Genomic DNA, 19,215 nt, shown 5'->3' with positions numbered 1-19,215 from the left:
CTTATGATGATTCCTACTGGGCTCGAACCAGCGACCTCTACCCTGTCAAGGTAGCGCTCTCCCAGCTGAGCTAAGGAATCGCAATCTCAAGGACATTTATTATTATATATGCCAGTTTTAAAAAAGACAATAGTTTTTGTGAAAAAACTTTTAGTTTTTTAAAAGCAGTTTTGATTTTCAACTGTCCAGGAAAATGCTCCACTCGATTGACGTCCGATGACCAATCACGGTCCAGCATTCCAAAGCTGCCCCGATTCCCTCAAGCGAACTGAACTCGAGTGCAAGCCTGGCAAAGAGGGGGCCCCAAAACGGAGCGGGAACTTGACCGATGAGCGGTATTCGAGGCTGCCAAGGGTTGCCAGGGCTGGCCGCTGAAAATTCATGGCCAGCCAATTTCAACGAGCTGTGAAGTTCGTTTAGTGTTTCCTCCGGCTGGACCTGTAGATAAAATCGGGCACCCTCTTTTGAAAATCCGATATCGCTGGCATGAAAAGAGGGGACGGCGGCTTGTTTAGCGATCGGTTCGAATGTTGCCTTCAATTGAAGCGGCGATGTATTTTGGTAGGCCAGCAGCGGGATATGAGGCAGTTGCAGCGCCAGTTTGGAATTCGGCTGGCGCAGCTGTCTTTGAAGGCTTTCAATCGTTGTAGAACTGCGGTAGTCAAGGCGCAGGACAAGCAATTGCATCGTATTCCTCCTCTTTTTACTGTCTGGAGCTGCGGAAACCGGCATCCCTTGCCTGTTGTTCCGTGCAGAACCATTGTTCAGGATTGGTTCCTTCATAGGAAGGGGTTCCAGGCATGTGATAAATTTTATTGCCGCTTCGGTTAATATTGCCTTTAATGCGGCAGTCTCCATCGTCTGTCTGTATGTCCGTTTCTTTATGCCGGTAAGCATCTTCGTTGAATCCCCGGTCCGTTGAATAATTTTCGTATTCCCATATGCCGATCTCAGCATCTTTCGCTTTGGATTCGGCATCGCGGAAATCATCGATATAGCGGGTATTGGGCGGGAAGACATAAGCGACCCGGGCGTAGCCTTCTTCAAGTAATTGTTTCTGTATGCTATCCCCATCCGCGTATAAATAGGCGAGGAGGCGGTCGTAATCGTCAAAACGGTCGCCGACATCGAATTCGATCTCGATTCGTTGTGCCTGTTCAATCAGTTCGCGGTTGCGCTCCGTCGCTTCAGGGCCTAGCGGCTGCTCGCCGAACCTCGGGTGATTCGTTTCGGGCGTATCGACCAGTAAATACCGGACCGTGGTTTCTTTGCCTTCGTACAGGATTTTCACCGTATCCCCGTCAATGACCTCGGTGACTTCGACAGTGGCCCTGTCGGTGGTTCCGCCAGTATCGGTAGCGCCAGGCAAATTGCATCCTGCCAATAATAGCAGGGTAATCACTAAAATGAATGTTTTCATGGCTATCCCTGCTTTCTATATCGAATTATAGCGAAAAGATTGCCGGACGACAATGAGCGGACTGGATTCCAAAAAAAAGCGCTTGCTCCGCATGAGGCCGGATCAAGCGCTGCTATGTACATGCATAAAGGCTGTGCATCGTTTATTGCTCCAAAGTGTCAGCTGTTTCACCGAAGTATAATAAGTTGTCTTCATTGATGGTTTCCAACTTCTCTTTGTCGACGCCCATTTCCAATGTGCCTGTAAAAATCGGTTCCCACCAGTTTTTCTGTTCATTCATGATGACTCCTCCTCTTTCTTGCGAATGTAATTGTTTGACTATTCTATACCCCGCAAGGTTACACTTATAAACAATGAATAGAAAAAGGGGCGATGGATTTGATAGCGATTGGGATTATAGGCGCAGGAATTGTCGGGGAACGCATCATCAAACAAATCCAGCAGCATGGCAAAGTGCAGGTTGCAGCGGTTTATGACACGGATAGCAATCGGTTGGATTATGTAAAAGAACAGTATGGCGTTCCCGTCACTGATTCCTTGGATGAATTATTCGAAGCAGATATCGATTGGGTGTATATCGGCACGCCGCCGAACAGCCACGCAGAACTGGCGGAAACCGCGGCAAGGCGGGGCTTGCATGTTTTATGCGAAAAGCCTTTGGCACATGACGCACATGCCGCAAAGTCCATGGCAGAATCGGCGAAGAACAACCGTATCCACACCGCCATGCATTTTCCGCTGATGTATTCGCCCGTTGTCCGGGAAATGGCGCTACGCATCAAAAGCGGGGACATCGGGAAAGTCCGCCGCATTGAACTTCATACGGTGTTTCCGGTATGGCCACGGCCGTGGCAGCAAAATCCGTGGATTGCCTCCAGGGACCAGGGAGGGTTCGTGCGTGAAGTCTTTCCCCATTACCTGCAGTTGATGCACCGTTTGTTCGGCACATTGGACATTGCCGCACACCAAGTGGACTTTCCAGAAGACGCCGAAAAATGTGAAACCGGGATCATCGCCCATGGCACCTCCCAGCAAGGTGCGCCCTTTTCATTGTCGGGCTTGAGCGGAGCGGGGCAAAACGAATTGCTGCAATTTAAAGTGTACGGCGAAGACGGGGTGCTGACGCTTGAAAACTGGTCGCGTTTGTATCGGGAGGAACAGGGGAAACCACGTGTAGAAGTGCAAACAGAAATGGAAGTTCCGTCCTTATTTGATGAAATGCAAGAACAATCGACCTTTCTCGTCGGCTTTGACGAAGGCTTGGTCGTCCAGCGTTATATCGACCGATTATTGCAATGAACTATAGGAGGGATTAAACGATGAATTTTACTGCCAATGAAGTAGAGGATATGATAGCCGACCAACGAGGTTATTATTTTACAGGCGTGACAAAATCGGCGGATTTCCGCATTGCCCAGCTTCAACGCCTGAAGTCGGCGATCCAAGCTCATGAGGATGACATTATCGAAGCGCTGCAATTGGACCTTGGAAAAAGCGAGTTTGAAGGATACGCCACGGAAGTAGGGTTTGTGCTCGATAGCATCGGCTATATGGCGAAGCATCTGGAAGAGTGGATGAAGCCGGAACAAGTAAAGACGCCAATCCACCTGCAGCCTGCCAAAAGCTTCATCATCCGTGAACCCTACGGATCCGTACTCGTCATCGGCCCGTTTAATTACCCGTTCCAATTGGTCATGGAGCCGCTTATCGGAGCATTGGCTTCCGGCAATTGTGCTATCGTCAAACCGTCCGAAGCGACACCGAACGTCGCGCGCATCATCCGTACCGTGTTGGAAAGTAGCTTCCAGCCACATTACGTGAGGGTGGTCGAAGGCGAACGCGAGGAAGTGACGGCGCTCATCCATGCGTCATTTGATTATATTTTCTTCACGGGCAGCGTACCGGTCGGGAAAGTGGTCATGAAAGCGGCATCCGAACGGCTGACCCCGATCACTTTGGAACTTGGCGGCAAAAGCCCCGCTATCGTCGACCAGACGGCTAACCTGGAGCTTGCCGCAAAACGGATTGCCTGGGGCAAATTCATGAATACCGGGCAAACTTGCGTGGCGCCCGATTATCTTTGCGTACATGAGTCGGTGAAAGACGAATTCATGAACATCCTTATCCAGACCATCCGCAAGTTCTACGGCGACAATGCCCAGGACAGCCCGGACTACGGCCGCATCGTCAATGAAAAGCATCATGGCCGCCTGGCGGAAATCATTGAAAAGGAAAAAGCCCATATCGTCTTTGGCGGGGATGTTGACCGCGAAGACCGTTATATCGAACCGACCTTGCTGGATAATATCGGCTGGGACAGCCCGTCGATGGAAGATGAATTGTTCGGGCCTGTGTTGCCGATCATTGCCTATAATGATTTGCCACAATTGCTGCGGGACATCCGGCGTTTGCCGAAGCCGCTTGCCGCCTACCTGTTCTCCGAAAACGACCGGGCGATCCGGTTCTTCCTGGACCAATTGCCATTCGGGGCGGCTGCATCAATGACACTGTCTCGCATGTCGGCAGCGTCTACTTGCCTTTTGGCGGCGTCGGGCCATCCGGCATGAACTCCTATCACGGCAAAACCAGTTTTGAAACTTTTACGCATGCCAAGTCCATCGTCAGGAAGTCCACGAAATTGGCGACCAACCTGACATATCCCCCATACAAAAACCGGGCGAAATGGATCCGGACAGTGTTGAAGTAGAAAGCGGCCTTTAGGTCGCTTTTTTCTTTTTAGACCTGCTATGATTAAGAAAAAAGGGGGCGCGAAAATGACAGAGCGCATATTGATAGTGGAAGATGAAAAAAGCATCGCCCGTGTCTTGGAGCTGGAGCTGAAATTCGAGGGTTATGAGACAACAGTCGCTTTGACGGGTTCGGAAGCCTTGATCCAGTTCAGGGAACAGGAGTGGGATCTGGTGCTGCTCGATCTGATGCTGCCGGAAATCCATGGCCTCGATGTCCTGAAGCGGATCCGTGCGTCGGATACCACGTTGCCGGTCATTCTGCTGACCGCAAAAAACGATGTCAAAGACAAAGTGGCCGGGCTGGACCTTGGCGCAAATGACTATGTGACAAAGCCGTTTGAAATCGAGGAGCTGCTTGCCAGAATCCGTGCCAATCTGAGGATGAAAAAACCAGTTGATGAACATTTGCACCGTTTTGAAGACCTTACACTTAATGAAAGCACGAGGGAAGTGGAGAGGGCGGGGCGGCAAATCGAGTTGACGCCCCGTGAATTCGATTTGCTCTTGTACTTGATGCGCCACCCGAAACAAGTACTGGGCCGCGAACAATTGTTGAATGCGGTATGGGGCTATGATTATTACGGCGACACGAATGTCATCGATGTCTATATCCGCTATTTGCGGAAGAAAATCGATTTCGGCGAAGATGCCACTTATTTGCAAACGGTTCGCGGCGTCGGCTACGTCTTGAAGGAGCAACCGCATGAAGCTCAAGCATAAGATCCATCTGTCTTCGACCCTTTTGATGTTTTTCGTGCTGTTGGTGTTGGCCGTTGTCATTTATTATTCCTTCAGTAGCCTGGCGTATGAAACGGAAGTCGAACGGCTGGAGTCGGAAGTGGAAGTGATGGTCGCGACCTTCAATGCCAATAGTACAGAAGAATCGCCGGATAATATCTTGCGCGCCTATGTGCCGGTCGACGGCTTGATTAAGGAGAAAGACCGAAGCAGCGGCTTGCTGAATACAATTATCCAGGATCCATCCGTCAGTGTAGAATTTCCCAATGATGTCAAAGGTGCTTCGGGAAGAATGGCTGTTGAAGGCGAGCAATTTGCCTACGTCACGGCGCCTGTGATCTGGCCGGGCGGTGAAGTGGTGGAGTTGATTGTCGCCCAATCGCTCCAGGAAGTGACCGCAAACCTCGCGACTTTGCGCTTAGTTCTCATTTCTGTAACGATGCTTTCGATGATCCCGATTTTCCTGTCGAGTGCCTTGCTCGGGCGCGTGTTGACCCGCCCGATCGAAGGGCTAACCGGGACCATGCGCCGCATCCAGCGCGATGGTTCTTTCGAGAAGTTGCCGGTAACGGGAGAATCGCAGGATGAGTTGAGCCAAATGGGCGTCACATTCAATGAAATGATCGGGTTATTGGAGGAAAACTACCGTAAACAGGAAGAGTTCGTTTCGAATGCCTCCCATGAACTGAAAACACCGCTGACGGTCATTTCAAGCTATGCCGATTTATTGCAGCGCAGGGGTTCGCAAGACCCGGCGCTGCAAGAAGAAGCCTTGACGGCGATACGCAACGAAACGGAACGAATGCGCCAGCTGATTGAACAATTATTGCATATCGCACGGCGCAGCCAAGCCCAGATGGATTGGCAGAAAATCGATCTTGAACCGGTGCTCCGCCAAGTCATGACGGCAATGAACGCTTCCTATGACAGGGAGTTCCGCCTGCAGTCACCGCAGCCGCTGATCGTCGAAACCGATGTCCAGCAACTCAAGCAATTGCTGTATATTCTGCTGGACAATGCCCGCAAGTATAGCGAAGACAGCATTGATATGGAAGCCGGGAAGGACGGTTCAGTATATATCAAAATCCGCGATTACGGCGTCGGCATCCCGAAAGATTCGCTGCCGCATGTATTCGAACGGTTTTACCGCGTCGACAAAGCGAGAAGCCGCGAGACCGGCGGATTTGGGCTTGGCCTTTCGCTCGCCAAGGAATTGGCTGATTCACTTCACCTGCGTCTCGAAATCGACAGCATTGAACAATTGGGCACGACGGTAACGATCGTTTTCTCAGGGGATTTTAATGTTGAGGAGTTACAATCAGGACAGGAGGGATGATCATGCGGAAATGGTGGGCTATCGGAATCGTCATCATGGTATTTTCCATCACGGCACTTGCTTTTTTCCTGTTTCCAAGAACGGCGGCTGATTCCGTGACAATGGATGAAGCGGCTCAAACGATTGAACAGCTTTACGGCGGTGCGATTGAAAATGCAACTGAGACAGAAGGGTTTTACCAGATCGAATTTAAAAGAGATGATGGAACATATTTAGCGGCGATCAACCGTGCCGATGGACAGGTCGAGTCGCTTGAGTTGCTGGAGAAAACCGGCCCTGCAAAAGCACTTTCTGAAGAACAAGCACGCGAAGCGGCCGCAGCAGCGGAGCAAGGGGAAATGAAAGAAATCCAATATATAGAATCGGATAATCGTTACGAAGTGGAAATCCACAGTGAGACGGAACGGAAAATCCTGTTCATTTCCGCAGAGACCGGGGAAGTAATGGATGTCCAAACAGAAGCGCTGGAAACCCAGGCTGAGCCTGAACCGGATACAGCGCAACCAGAACCAGAACGCATCATCAGCCAGAATGCAGCAATCGCTATCGCCAAAGAGACTTTGGATGGAATAGTCGATGATGTCGAATTTGTCCAGACGACAGACGGCGGCTATTATTTGGTTGAAATGGATGATAATGCATCCGATCGGGAAGCGACCATTCAAATTCACGCCATTCGTGGAGAGACGATGACAGTCGAGTGGGATGATTGAGAAGAATGAATGAGTGAATACCGTTTTCATGGAGCCACAGCTGATTTGCCATCAGCCCGATTCCATGAAAACGGTTTTTTATCGACTTTGCTGAATGTTTCCGGTCTCATGAATTTCTCATCTTCGTCTAAGCGCAGTTTAAGCTTCGCTGGTTATATTCATAGTAACCACAAGACAGGAGGAGATTAAAGTGAAAAAACTAATCTATGTTTCAGCAGCAGCAGGTATTTTGGCGTTTGGCGGAATTGTGCTCGCAGATTCTAATGATTCCTTGCAAAATACTGCGCCAGCGGTACAAAACTTCCAAGATGGGGCATCGTCCAACAACGGGACGGGAAATTTAAACACGGGAGCTGCATCTGAATCCGAAACAGCGCAAGTTGCCCCAATCGAACAACAATCTACGGGCAATGGACAGCAGTTGATCGGCAAACAACAAGCTATCGAAGCAGCAAAAAGTGCAGCTCCGGGAAAAATTGATGATGTCGAGCTTGAAAAGGAAGATGGCTGGGCGTATTACGAAGTGGAGCTTGAAGATAGAAAAACCGATTACGATGTCATTGTGGATGCAGCGGATGGGACCGTAGTGTCAGTAGAATCCGATGATGACAACCACAATGACGATAATGACCACGATGACTACGACGACGATGACGACAACGATGATGATTAATGTGTAACTCTAAAAAACCTCCCGCCCTTAAAATCGGCGGGAGGTTTTTTAGGGTTTCATTGCTCCGTCAATAGCGGCAAAGTGACGATCACGCAGGCGCCTTTTTCCTCCATGTTGCCGATAGTCAAGCTTCCGCCATGTTCTTGGGCGATTTTCTGTGAAATCAATAAGCCGAGGCCGGTACCTGTCGCTTTTGTCGTGTAGAACGGTTCGAAAACGCGTTCTGCCAATTGGGGCGGAATGCCTGGTCCATCATCTTGAAAATGGATGCGCAGTTTCCCTTCATTGTTACTGGCAGTAATACGTAAAGAGCCGCCTTCTTCCATTGCTTCGATCGCATTCTTCAATATATTGATGAATACTTGCTTTAAATGATGCTCTTCGCCCTCAGCGACGAACGGGCCTGAAACATCTGTATCGACCGAGATGCCATGGAGCACGAATTCGGGCCCGAACAGGAATATGCATTCGTCGAGAATTTTCCCGATATCGATTTCTTTCTTTTGAGGAGCTTGCGGTTTTGCGAGGATCAGGAATTCGCTGATGATCAAATTGATGCGGTCGAGTTCCGATTGCATCAACGATGTATAGCTTGGGTAGCGATGATTCGGATCGTTATGCATCATTTGGACAAATCCCGAAATGACCGTCATCGGGTTACGGATTTCATGTGCGACCCCAGCCGCGATCTCACCGGCCATCTTCAATTTTTCCGTTTGGAGAAGCATCCGCTCGGTCTCTTTCCGGTAACTGATGTCCCTGGAAATGACCGATGTCGCAATGACTTGCCCTTGCGAATCGAAGATGGGGGATAGCGTGATCTGTGCCGGGAAACGCGTGCCATCTTTTTTGATATCGTCCGTTTCGAGCGTGAAACTTTCGCCTTGCCGGACTTTTTCTGCCCGCAGTTCCGCTGCTTCGGCATGTTCAGGCGGGTAGAGCGGGAGCGCTTTCCCAAGGCATTCATCGGCAGTCCAGCCGTATAATTGCACAAAAGCAGGATTGATCGCGATAATGCGCCCTTCGAAATCGAAGACGGCAATCGCGTCTTTAGCGGCTTGGAAGAACAAGTCGAGATAACCATCTTTTGAGGTGAGCGCTTTTTCCATCGACGCATTGCGCAATTCCAGCTGACGCCAATAATTGCTGAAATAAAAGCTATGCAAAATCGTCAGTAGCATCATCAGGCTGAAAAACACCACCATCGACACATGGATATATTCCAATGAACCGCTCGTTTGAAAACGGCCGAAAACGAAAGTTAGAAGGATCACTTCGATAATGGTCAGGAACGAAAGTGCGATGATGGACCGGGTATCGTTATAAAGGGAAGCGGCAACAATGGGGATGATAAAGTAAACAGCCGTAACAAACGACAATGATTCGAATTGCAGTATCAAAATATAGGCATTCAATGCAAACAATATGGCAAAACGCAACCGGGAAGGGGGCAATTTCGTATATAGTAAGGTGAATAGGATCGAGTAGGCGAGCATGCCGAATATCGGCGCTATAATGGAAGCGTTGAAGTCGACGAAATAATTCAGCACCAAATGTGACAGGCTGCCAAAGCCGAACAGATGGATAAATAATTGATTGCGCTTGCGGGTTGTCAGTGAGCGTTCCATAATTGCACCTCATCTTGCTAAGAGTCTTACTCATCTTACTATAGTCGGGGCTGTGCGAAAATGGCTGTTTTTGATATGATTAAAAAATCAGGGAGTGATTAGAATGGATTTTAATTGGAAAGAAGAGGAAACACTCAGCACTTTGGAGAAACTGGTGAAGATCCCAAGCCCCTCAGGGTATACGATGCAAGTGATGGATTTCGTGACGGATTTTTTCGATCGGGCAAATGTACCATACATAACCAGCAATAAAGGCGGCGTCATCGCTACGATCAAAGGCCAGGACGATCAGCGCCACCGCTTGCTCACGGCGCATGTCGATACGCTCGGAGCGATGGTCAAGGAAATCAAGCCGTCGGGCCGTTTGAAACTGTCACTTGTGGGCGGATTCAAGTTCAATGCCATCGAAGGCGAGAATTGCCTGATCCACACGGCAGGCGGCGGGACCATCACCGGCACGATCCTGCTCCATCAGACAACTGTCCATGTGTACCGCGATTCCGGAACAGCGGAACGTTCTGCGGACAATATGGAAATGCGGTTGGATTTGAAATGCGATTCCGCGGAAGATGTCCGCAAGCAAGGCATCGAAGTGGGCGATTTCGTCTCCTTCGACCCGCGCTTCACGAAAACGGAAAGCGGTTTTATCAAATCCCGCCATCTGGACGATAAAGCGAGCACGGCACTTTTGCTGGAGCTGGCAAAACAATCGGCAAACGGTGATCCCTTGCCCCAGACGACCCATTTCTATATCTCAAACAATGAAGAAATCGGCTATGGCGGAAATTCGAATATTCCGGTGGAAACGGAAGAATACATTGCTGTCGACATGGGAGCGATCGGTGACGGGCAGGCTTCCGATGAATTCACGGTTTCCATTTGCGCAAAGGATTCAAGCGGCCCTTACCATTACGGGTTGACGCGCCAATTGATCGAATTGGCCAAAGATCGGGATATTGACTACAAAGTCGATATTTACCCGTATTATGGATCCGATGCTTCTGCAGCGATCAGGGCGGGCGCAGACGTGAAACATGCGTTGTTCGGCCCTGGAATCGAGGCATCCCATGCGTATGAGCGAACGCATACCGATTCATTGAAAGCGACGGCAGCGCTTCTTCATGCGTATATCAACTCACCGCTCGGGTCATAATACTAGGAGGATTTCAGATGGACAGCAAGCAACTATTTCATAATATTCCCATAGCATCCATAAAGGGAGAATTGCCGGAAACGATTTCACATATGACGATGGATTCCAGGGAGATTGAACAAGGTTCTCTCTTTGTCTGCATTGAAGGCTATACAGTCGATGGCCATGATTTCGCCGATCAAGCGGTACAGCAGGGTGCGGCGGTCATCTTGGCGCAAAAACCGCTGGATATAGAAGGGGCAGCTATCGTGACGGTAGCCGACACGGCAAGGGTCCTCGGGATTCTCGCAGCACGCTTTTACGGGCACCCATCCCAGAAGTTGAACATGATCGGCGTGACGGGGACGAACGGAAAGACAAGCGTCGCCGGCATGCTTCACGCCATGCTCATGGAGCTCGGGAATACATCCGCTTTGACAGGGACGATCGGCTTCAATTTGAACGGCGAATTGCATCCGTCGGCGAATACGACGAGCGATGCATTGACCACCCAGCAAATGATCAGCCGTGCATTGGAAGCGGGCAGTTCCCATATGACAATGGAAGTCTCTTCCCACGGCCTTGTTCTGGGGCGCCTTGCCGGCGTTGAATTCGATACCGCGATTTTCACGAACTTGACGCATGACCATCTCGATTTCCACGGAACGATGGAAGAATACGGCCATGCCAAAGGGCTGCTGTTCTCTCAGCTTGGCCAGGATTTGACACAAAACAAGCGGGCAGTGTTGAACGCTGACGACGGATGGTCTGAAAAATATGCAGCAATGACCCCGTTCCCTGTCTACACGTATGGAGTGGAGAATGAAGCCATGTTCCGCGCGTCGAATATCGAGCTTAAATCACAAGGCACTTCCTTTACGCTCATTTGTCCGCATGGGGAATTTCCTGTCACGATGAAATTGCTCGGGCATTTCAATGTTTATAATGCATTGGCTGCCATAGCGGCATTGTCTGCGGAGAATTACCCGCTCGAGCGGGTAATTGCCGCACTAGAAGCCATTTCCCCTGTCGAAGGCCGTATGCAAAAAGCGGAAATCGATGCACCGGTATCGGTGTTCATCGATTATGCCCATACACCGGATGCGATCGAAAAAGCCATAGCGGCTGTCGAGGATTTCAAGACCGGCCGCCTCATTTTCCTGGTCGGGACAGGAGGGAACCGTGACAAGACGAAGCGGCCGATCATGGCCGAGAAAGCCTCGGTCGCCGATTACGTCGTGTTGACGACAGACGACCCGCGCTATGAACCGTATGACAGCATCTTGAATGACTTGGCAGCCGGGATGAAGCACGACCGCTACGCCTGCATCGGTGACCGTGAGCAAGCGGTGCGCCATGCAGTGCAGCAAGCAGAGGCGGGCGATATCATCATCCTGGCCGGCAAAGGCCATGAAGATTACCAGATTATCGAAAATACGAAATATCCGCATAGCGATAAGGAAATAGCGGAAAACGAAGCGCAGCGTAAATTCGGATCATAAATACGGAACGGAGAAAAATCGTCATATTTTTCTCCGTTCATTTTTGTGTTTTAGCAGCTTCGGCTTTTGGGCATTCCAGGCGATAGTTCTTGTTTTTTGCACGTCCCTTCTCTAAGATAGAGAGAGGAAATTAAAGGAGCGTATACAATGTCAGACCAATTACAACAAGCAATCGAAAGCAGAAGAACCTTCGCAATCATCTCCCACCCGGATGCCGGGAAAACGACCCTAACCGAAAAGCTTTTGCTGTTCGGCGGCGCGATCCGCGATGCCGGAACGGTCAAAGGGAAAAAAACCGGGAAATTCGCCACATCCGACTGGATGGAAATCGAAAAGCAGCGCGGCATTTCCGTCACTTCGTCCGTTATGCAATTCGATTATTCGGGCCATCGGGTCAACATCCTCGATACCCCCGGGCACCAGGATTTCAGTGAAGATACGTACCGTACGCTGATGGCCGTCGACAGTGCCGTCATGATCATCGATGTCGCCAAAGGGATCGAAGCGCAGACCGTGAAATTATTCAAAGTCTGTAAAATGCGCGGCATCCCGATCTTCACGTTCATCAATAAAATGGACCGCCAAGGAAAAGAACCGCTTGAGCTGATGGAAGAATTGGAAGAAGTGCTCGGCATCCAATCCTACGCGATGAATTGGCCGATCGGCATGGGTAAAGAATTCATGGGGATCTACGATCGCTATAACAAGCGCATCGAGCCTTTCCGCACGGACGGAGAGCGTTTCATGGACCTCGATGAAAACGGGCATCTTGCGGGCGAGCATGAAATGACGAAAACTTCCTATTATACACAAGCACTCGAAGACATCGAGTTATTGGAAGAAGCAGGCAACGAATTTTCCGTCGACCGGGTGAAAAAAGGCGAATTGACGCCGGTATTCTTCGGCTCCGCACTTGCGAATTTCGGGGTGGAGACATTCCTGGAGACCTATTTGCAGTTTGCGCCTCAACCACAGCCCCGGCTCACGAAGGAAGAAGACATCATCGACCCGGTGGAAACGCCGTTTTCAGGGTTTGTCTTCAAAATCCAAGCCAATATGAACCCGGCGCACCGCGATCGCATCGCATTCGTCCGGATCGTCTCGGGAAGGTTCGAGCGAGGCATGAACGTCACCTTGTCAAGAACCGGGAAATCGTTCAAGCTGTCCCAAACGACGCAGTTTTTGGCGGATGACCGGGAAATGGTCTCCGAAGCCGTCGCAGGCGATATTATCGGGCTCCATGATGTAGGGAATTACCAGATCGGCGACACCATCACAAGCGGCAAGAAGTTCGAATTCGAAGCCTTGCCTCAATTCACTCCCGAACTATTCATGAAAGTCACGGCGAAAAACGTCATGAAACAAAAGCATTTCCACAAAGGGATCCTGCAGCTCGTCCAGGAAGGCGCGATCCAGTATTATAAGACATTGCACCTCGAGGAAGTCATTCTCGGCGCGGTCGGGCAACTTCAGTTTGAAGTGTTCGAACATCGCATGAAAAATGAATACAATGTCGATGTAAGGATGGAGCCGGTCGGCAATAAGATTGCACGTTGGATCGAGAACGAGGAGGATGTCAAGGAGTCGATGTCGAGCGGGCGTTCGATGCTGGTCAAAGACCGCTATGACAACTTGGTGTTCTTGTTCGAAAATGATTTTGCCACGCGTTGGTTCCAGGATAAGAATCCGGAAATCCGCCTGTACAGCTTGCTTTGATAAATGGAATCTTCAACAGCCCGCCGTTTACGGCAGGCTGTTTTTATTTAGTGAGGACAAGCCTGGGACGGTTTTCCGCCAGCCAGGAAAAACATGTCGTTCTTGTGAACAGACGCTCTCAAGTTTGCGGTATAGGGCATTTTTTCTTATGATAAAGGGACCAGGCATAGAGAGGGATTGAACAGATGAAACTAAGCGATTTTTCCATCAAACGACCAGTGCTGACCATTGTCACGATGCTGTTGGTCATCATTTTAGGGGCAGTGTCGTTTCTCCGCATACCCGTCACGTTGATTCCGGAATTGAATCCGCCGATTGGCGTCGTGGTCACGAATTATCCGGGGGCCAGCCCGACGGAAGTGAATGAAAAAGTGACCAAACCGCTAGAAGAGAACTTGGCGACATTGCCCGGTATCGAATCGGTCCAATCGAATAGCCAGGAAGGCTCCAATTTCATCTTATTGGAATTCGGCTGGGATACAGATATCGATGATGTACAGGCGGAAGTCACACAACGGATTGACCAGACGCCGATTCCAGAAGATTCGAATGACCCGCGCTTCCTGAAATTCGACCCTTCACAATTCCCGATTATCCAATTATCCTTGCGTGCGACTGATGCAGAACAGGATGTCCGGGTCATCGCGGAAGAATTGGAAACACAACTGCGCCAGACAGAGGGCGTAGCAAGCGTGAATATTTCAGGTTCGCTGATCGAGGACATTTCAATCAAGCTGGATCCTGAAGAACTTGAAGAACGCGGCCTGCAGCAGGCCGATATCGTCCAATTGATCCAGGCAAACAATATTTCCCTGCCAGGCGACCCGATCGAAACAGAGGACGGGCGCAACTTGACGACGCGCATCGTCAGCACCTTGGAAAGTGTGGAAGATATCCAGGAGCTCATCGTCACGGTGGACCCGATGTCGGGGGATAATGTGACGGTTGCCGACGTTGCCGAAGTGGCGGTCACAGAACGGGAGGCCAGCAGCGAGACGCGTGCCAATGAAGAACCTGCGGTACTGTTATCGGTGCTGCAGGAATCCGGGGCCAATACGGCCGACGTTTCGACCGCCTTCCAGGAACGCCTGGATGAATTGCTGGCCGAAGAGCGCTTTTCGTCAGTGGAAGCCGATATCCTGTTCGACCAGGGGGATTACGTCAAACTGGCGATCAATAACATCGGCCAGACCTTGATCCTTGGCGGGGTTTTCGCGATGCTTGTGTTGTTCTTCTTCCTGCGGGGAATCAAGAGCCCGATCATCATCGGCGTCGCGATCCCGTATTCGGTCATCGTGACTTTCGTATTGATGTTCTTTGCCGATTTTGCTTTGAACATCCTGACGCTTGGGGCGTTGGCGCTCGGTATCGGGATGCTTGTCGATAATGCCATTGTCGTCATCGAGAACATCGAAAGGCATCTCGCGATGGGCAAGAAGCCGAAAAAAGCGGCATCCGATGGTTCGCGTGAAGTGGCCGGTGCGATCACCGCTTCGACATTGACGACCATTGCCGTATTCGTCCCGGTCATTTTCATCTCCGGTTTGATCGGGGAGATTTTCTTTGAGTTCGCATTGACGATTTCATTCAGCTTGATTGCTTCGCTTGCCGTCGCCTTGACGGTCATCCCGATGATGGCTTCTAGGATGCTCGGCCAAAAAGACGGGGAACAAAAACCGGTGAAGCCAGATTCCAAAGGGGTCCAGCGCTTTGAAAAAAGTGTGTTGTGGGCTTTGCGCCACCGGATTCTCGTTCTTTTGGCTGCACTGGTTTTCCTGGGGATAGGCGCTTATGGCGTCTCTCAAGTGGGGACCGAATTTTTGCCGGCAACCGATGAAGGATTCGTCAGCGTGACCGTTGAACTCGAAAACGGTTCCTCTACAGCCGCGACCGATGAAGTGGTACAGAGCATCGAGGAAGAGCTCCAAGCTCAAGAAGACGTCGATGTCTACGTGAGCTTGATCGGCGCCACCCAGCAAGGGCAGGCTCAGGGCAGCGCAGAGTCCAATACGGCGGAAATTTACGTGAAATTATTGCCGCTGGATGAACGCGATCGTTCGGTTTTCGAATTCGTGGATGACGTCCAGCCACAAGTGCTTGAGAAAATCGGCGACGATGCGCTTGTCAGCTTCAATTTGCAGACAGCGGCGGGTTCTACGCCGAATACCTTAAGCTTCACTGTGACCGATACCGACAAGCAGCGCTTGGATGAAGCCGTTGCGGCAATCGATGATGAATTGTCCAGCTTGCCGAACGTAGTCGAATTGACGAACGATCGCCAGGAGACCATCGATGAAATCCAAATGACGATCGACCGGGAAGCGGCAACTGAAAACAACCTGGCGCCGGCACAAATCGCCCAGACGGTCAATAATATTACGCGCGGGGTGCTCGCCACACAAGTCATCGATGAACAGGATGAAGTACTCAGTGTCTTCGTATCCTATGACGAAGAGCAGCGCGACAGCGTAGACAGCTTACGTGAATTGACGCTTCGCACGCCATCCGGTGCATTCGTCGAGTTGCAGGAACTGGCAGACATCGAAGTCGCACAAGGCCCTGTGTCGATCAGCCGTGTCGACCAGGCGGAAAGCGTATCCTTCACCTTGCAATACCCATCCGACCAGACTTTGGGCGATATGTCGACAGCCGTCGATACTGCCATTGCGGATCTGGATTTGTCGGAGCAGACACAAGTTTCCTTCGGCGGAGACCGTGAGTTGTTCGACGATGCAATTGACGATATGCTATTGGCCGTCGTGCTGGCGATTGTCCTCGTGTATATCGTCATGGCAGCTCAGTTCGAATCGTTCAAATACCCATTGGTCATCATGTTCACGGTGCCATTAATGGTCATCGGCGTCTCCATTGCTTTATTCGTGACCCAGACACCGATCAGCATTACCGCAGTCATCGGCGTTCTTGTCCTTGTCGGGATCGTCGTCAACAACGGGATTGTACTGGTCGATTACATCAATCAGCGAAAAGCGGCAGGCTTGGATTCTTTCGATGCGATTGTAACGGCGGTCCATGACCGGAGAAGGCCGATCTTGATGACGGCTCTCACCACGATACTGGGCCTCTTGCCGCTAGCAATTGGCATCGGGGAAGGTACTGAGATCAACCAGCCGATGGGGATCGCGGTTATCGGCGGGCTGATCAGCTCGACTTTCCTCTCCTTATATGTCGTGCCGGTCGTTTACAGCTTGTTTGACCGGAAGACACGCTTCATGAACAGCAAGAAGAGAAAGGCGGCCCATCCTGAGGAGTAGCCTATCCTGTGCAGAGACCCTGCACAGGATTTTTTTATCTGAATTTTTTATGCCGCAGCCATCCATTTTTTAGTAGAATACAGAAAAGGGGTGTGATTGGATGAAGACAGCAGTGTTTACCGGGTTTCCGGGATTTATCGCAACATGTTTGATGGAAGCGTGTGTCCGAAAAGGGTGGGGAGTGGCAGCGATGGTCCTGCCAAGTGAAATGGAAAAAGCGCAAAAACAGGCAAGCATCCTTGAACAACGGACAGGCTGTGCGCCCATACGGCTGATGCCTGGGGATATCACCATTGAAGGACTGGCGCTTTCCGGCGAAGACCGGTCGTGGCTCGAAAAGCAGCAGCTTGCCTTCTGGCACCTTGCGGCAATTTATGATTTAGCAGTGCCTGAAGACATCGCACATAAAGTCAACGTCCTGGGGACTCAACACGTCAACGAGCTGATGAAGCGACTTGGGAACCTGGAGCGCTATATGTATTTCAGCACAGCTTATATAGCGGGCAAACGAGAAGGCCTGTTGCTCGAAGATGAACTCATCCGCCCGAAAGCATTCAAAAACCATTATGAAGAAACGAAGTTTGAAGCGGAACTCCTTGTCGAACAATTGAAGAAGGAAGTGCCGACTACCATCATCCGGCCAGGAATTGTCAGGGGACATTCAATAAGCGGGGTGACTCCTAAATTCGATGGCCCGTATTTCTTTTTGAATATGATCGACAGGATGAAAAAGTTGCCTGCCATTCCATACATCGGGCAGTCGAATACAAGCATCAACGTCGTGCCTGTCGATTACATCGTGGATGCTTCCATCTATTTGAGCGAGCTTCCAGAAGCCGAGTCCGCAACGGTTCATTTGACCGATCCGGATCCCCACCCTGTAGAGGAAGTATACCGGGCAATGGTCCGCGAAATGACCGGGCGCTATCCGAAAGGGCGAATCCCGAAAAAGCTCGCGGCATTATCGATGAACGTGCCGGCCATGCGGAAATATCTCGGTGTCGAGGCCGAAACATTGGATTATATGGATTGGCATGCCGAATTCGACACGCGCAACGCAAGGTCTTTATTGGAAGGAAGCGGCATCCGGCCGGCGGATTTCCTGGAGACGATGCCTGCCATGGTAGCGTTCTATAACCAACATAAAAGGGAACGCACATACCATGTGACCATTGCCTGATTGTTTACACTCCCCCTTCAAGTGCTATAATACATCTAGGAACCAATACTTCGAACTCTCGACAAAGGGGAGTAGCTATAGGGAAACCTATTTCACAGTCGTCAAGACGTGGCTTCTGGCCATCGGTTGTGATAGCGTGCGCGCTTTTACGCTTAGCAAGACCTTTGCCTTTTATTAGGCATGGGTCTTTTTTGTCGGGAAAAAACAGGAGGGAAATTATGGATACCATCTTATTGGAATATGCGTGGGTTCTGCTTGTGCTTATCGGACTGGAAGGGTTGCTCGCTGCTGACAACGCGGTGGTCATGGCTGTGATGGTCAAGCATCTGCCAAAACCCCAACAGAAAAAAGCCTTGTTCTATGGTTTGGCAGGTGCATTTGTCTTCCGTTTTGCCGCCTTGTTCATGATTACATTCCTGGTGAACATTTGGCAGATCCAGGCACTTGGCGCAGCATACCTGCTGTTTATCGCGGTCAAGCATATCTACGACCAGAGAAAAGGCAAAGAACATACGATTGAACCCGAAACGACAAAAGGATCCGGTTTTTGGATGACTGTGCTGAAAGTGGAACTGGCCGATATCGCCTTCGCCATCGACTCGATGCTCGCGGCTGTAGCGCTGGCGGTCACTTTGCCGCACCTCGGGGATTTTGATATCGGCGGCATCAATGGCGGGCAGTTCGGCGTCATGCTTGCGGGAGGGTTAATTGGCGTGATCATCATGCGTTTCGCTGCCCATAAATTCGTCCGGCTGCTGGAAAAATATCCGCAGCTTGAAACGGCAGCGTTTGTCGTAGTCGGATGGGTAGGGGTCAAATTGGTCGTGTTGACTTTGTCCCACGACAAACTGGGCGTCCTGCCGCATGATTTTCCGCATTCGACACCTTGGACAATCACATTTTGGCTTGTCCTTCTGGGCATTGTGTTGACGGGTGTACTTACTGGCCTTAAGAAGAATAAGCAACAAGATGCTTAAGCGGATGAAAAAGGACTGAATAGCCCAGTGGAGTGTTTTCTCCGCTGGGTTATTTTTTCTGCCATTATTTTTATGACGGACAGAAAGGGGCGTTGTCACACGAATGTAATAGTCAGCAGGACCGCCTCAATCTTCCAAATTCCTGGACTGAAAGATACAATAGAGAAAAAGGATTTGA

The 19,215-nt window shown here is 50.5% G+C and carries 15 protein-coding genes, 1 tRNA gene and 1 pseudogene; 12 read left to right on the top strand and 5 right to left on the bottom strand.

The window, feature by feature from the left end; genetic code table 11:
* Positions 1–7: 7 nt before the first annotated feature.
* From BBI15_RS10670 to BBI15_RS16560, 4 genes are all read right to left on the bottom strand, one after another.
* Positions 8–80: transfer RNA gene (locus BBI15_RS10670), tRNA-Val, on the bottom strand.
* 97 nt (positions 81–177) lie between these two features.
* Positions 178–687 (bottom strand): hypothetical protein, encoded by a 510-nt coding sequence (locus tag BBI15_RS10665; RefSeq protein ID WP_068869545.1) that lies wholly within the window; start codon positions 685–687, stop codon positions 178–180.
* A gap of 16 nt (positions 688–703) precedes the next feature.
* Positions 704–1,420: a thermonuclease family protein gene (locus BBI15_RS10660; RefSeq protein ID WP_068869544.1), complete on the bottom strand. Its 717-nt coding sequence runs from the start codon at positions 1,418–1,420 to the stop codon at positions 704–706.
* A gap of 142 nt (positions 1,421–1,562) precedes the next feature.
* On the bottom strand, positions 1,563–1,700 hold the full coding sequence (locus BBI15_RS16560) for a hypothetical protein (protein ID WP_167358036.1): 138 nt from the start codon (positions 1,698–1,700) through the stop codon (positions 1,563–1,565).
* Positions 1,701–1,792: 92 nt separating this feature from the next.
* Here BBI15_RS16560 and BBI15_RS10655 point away from each other — a divergent pair, with 92 nt between their 5' ends.
* The 6 genes and pseudogenes from BBI15_RS10655 to BBI15_RS10630 all read left to right on the top strand — a co-directional run bounded on the left by BBI15_RS10655 (position 1,793) and on the right by BBI15_RS10630 (position 7,630).
* A complete protein-coding gene (locus tag BBI15_RS10655; RefSeq protein WP_068869543.1) occupies positions 1,793–2,719 on the top strand; it encodes a Gfo/Idh/MocA family protein in 927 nt (308 codons plus the stop codon).
* 20 nt (positions 2,720–2,739) lie between these two features.
* Positions 2,740–4,127 (top strand): annotated as a pseudogene (locus BBI15_RS10650) (aldehyde dehydrogenase).
* 67 nt (positions 4,128–4,194) lie between these two features.
* Entirely contained in the window at positions 4,195–4,890 is a 696-nt protein-coding gene (locus BBI15_RS10645; RefSeq protein WP_068869542.1) for a response regulator transcription factor, read from the top strand.
* Positions 4,874–6,244, top strand: coding sequence for a sensor histidine kinase (locus BBI15_RS10640; RefSeq protein WP_068869541.1), 1,371 nt, complete (start codon positions 4,874–4,876; stop codon positions 6,242–6,244). The genes BBI15_RS10645 and BBI15_RS10640 overlap by 17 nt, the downstream gene beginning before the upstream one ends.
* A gap of 2 nt (positions 6,245–6,246) precedes the next feature.
* Positions 6,247–6,957 (top strand): PepSY domain-containing protein, encoded by a 711-nt coding sequence (locus tag BBI15_RS10635; protein WP_068869540.1) that lies wholly within the window; start codon positions 6,247–6,249, stop codon positions 6,955–6,957.
* 190 nt (positions 6,958–7,147) lie between these two features.
* A complete protein-coding gene (locus tag BBI15_RS10630; protein ID WP_068869539.1) occupies positions 7,148–7,630 on the top strand; it encodes a PepSY domain-containing protein in 483 nt (160 codons plus the stop codon).
* A 56-nt stretch (positions 7,631–7,686) separates the two neighbouring features.
* Here the strand turns inward: BBI15_RS10630 and BBI15_RS10625 are convergent, their stop codons facing one another.
* A complete protein-coding gene (locus BBI15_RS10625) occupies positions 7,687–9,258 on the bottom strand; it encodes an ATP-binding protein (protein WP_068869538.1) in 1,572 nt (523 codons plus the stop codon).
* A gap of 103 nt (positions 9,259–9,361) precedes the next feature.
* Here BBI15_RS10625 and BBI15_RS10620 point away from each other — a divergent pair, with 103 nt between their 5' ends.
* From BBI15_RS10620 to BBI15_RS10595, 6 genes are all read left to right on the top strand, one after another.
* On the top strand, positions 9,362–10,411 hold the full coding sequence (locus tag BBI15_RS10620; protein ID WP_068869537.1) for a M42 family metallopeptidase: 1,050 nt from the start codon (positions 9,362–9,364) through the stop codon (positions 10,409–10,411).
* Positions 10,412–10,428: 17 nt separating this feature from the next.
* On the top strand, positions 10,429–11,892 hold the full coding sequence (locus BBI15_RS10615; protein WP_068869536.1) for a UDP-N-acetylmuramoyl-L-alanyl-D-glutamate--2,6-diaminopimelate ligase: 1,464 nt from the start codon (positions 10,429–10,431) through the stop codon (positions 11,890–11,892).
* 147 nt (positions 11,893–12,039) lie between these two features.
* Positions 12,040–13,608, top strand: a complete 1,569-nt coding sequence (locus BBI15_RS10610) for a peptide chain release factor 3 (RefSeq protein WP_068869535.1) — start codon at positions 12,040–12,042, stop codon at positions 13,606–13,608.
* Positions 13,609–13,793: 185 nt separating this feature from the next.
* The gene (locus tag BBI15_RS10605; RefSeq protein ID WP_068869534.1) at positions 13,794–16,880 is read left to right on the top strand and encodes an efflux RND transporter permease subunit; all 3,087 of its coding nucleotides are present in this window, start codon (positions 13,794–13,796) and stop codon (positions 16,878–16,880) included.
* Positions 16,881–16,980: 100 nt separating this feature from the next.
* Entirely contained in the window at positions 16,981–18,060 is a 1,080-nt protein-coding gene (locus BBI15_RS10600) for an SDR family oxidoreductase (protein WP_068869533.1), read from the top strand.
* 218 nt (positions 18,061–18,278) lie between these two features.
* A complete protein-coding gene (locus tag BBI15_RS10595) occupies positions 18,279–19,037 on the top strand; it encodes a TerC family protein (RefSeq protein WP_068869532.1) in 759 nt (252 codons plus the stop codon).
* Positions 19,038–19,215 lie beyond the last annotated feature (178 nt).

The organism is Planococcus plakortidis (genome assembly GCF_001687605.2).
Taxonomy (GTDB): domain Bacteria; phylum Bacillota; class Bacilli; order Bacillales_A; family Planococcaceae; genus Planococcus; species Planococcus plakortidis.
The sequence above is the reverse complement of the archived record's forward strand: the minus strand, read 5'-3'. Positions and strand labels throughout refer to the sequence as shown.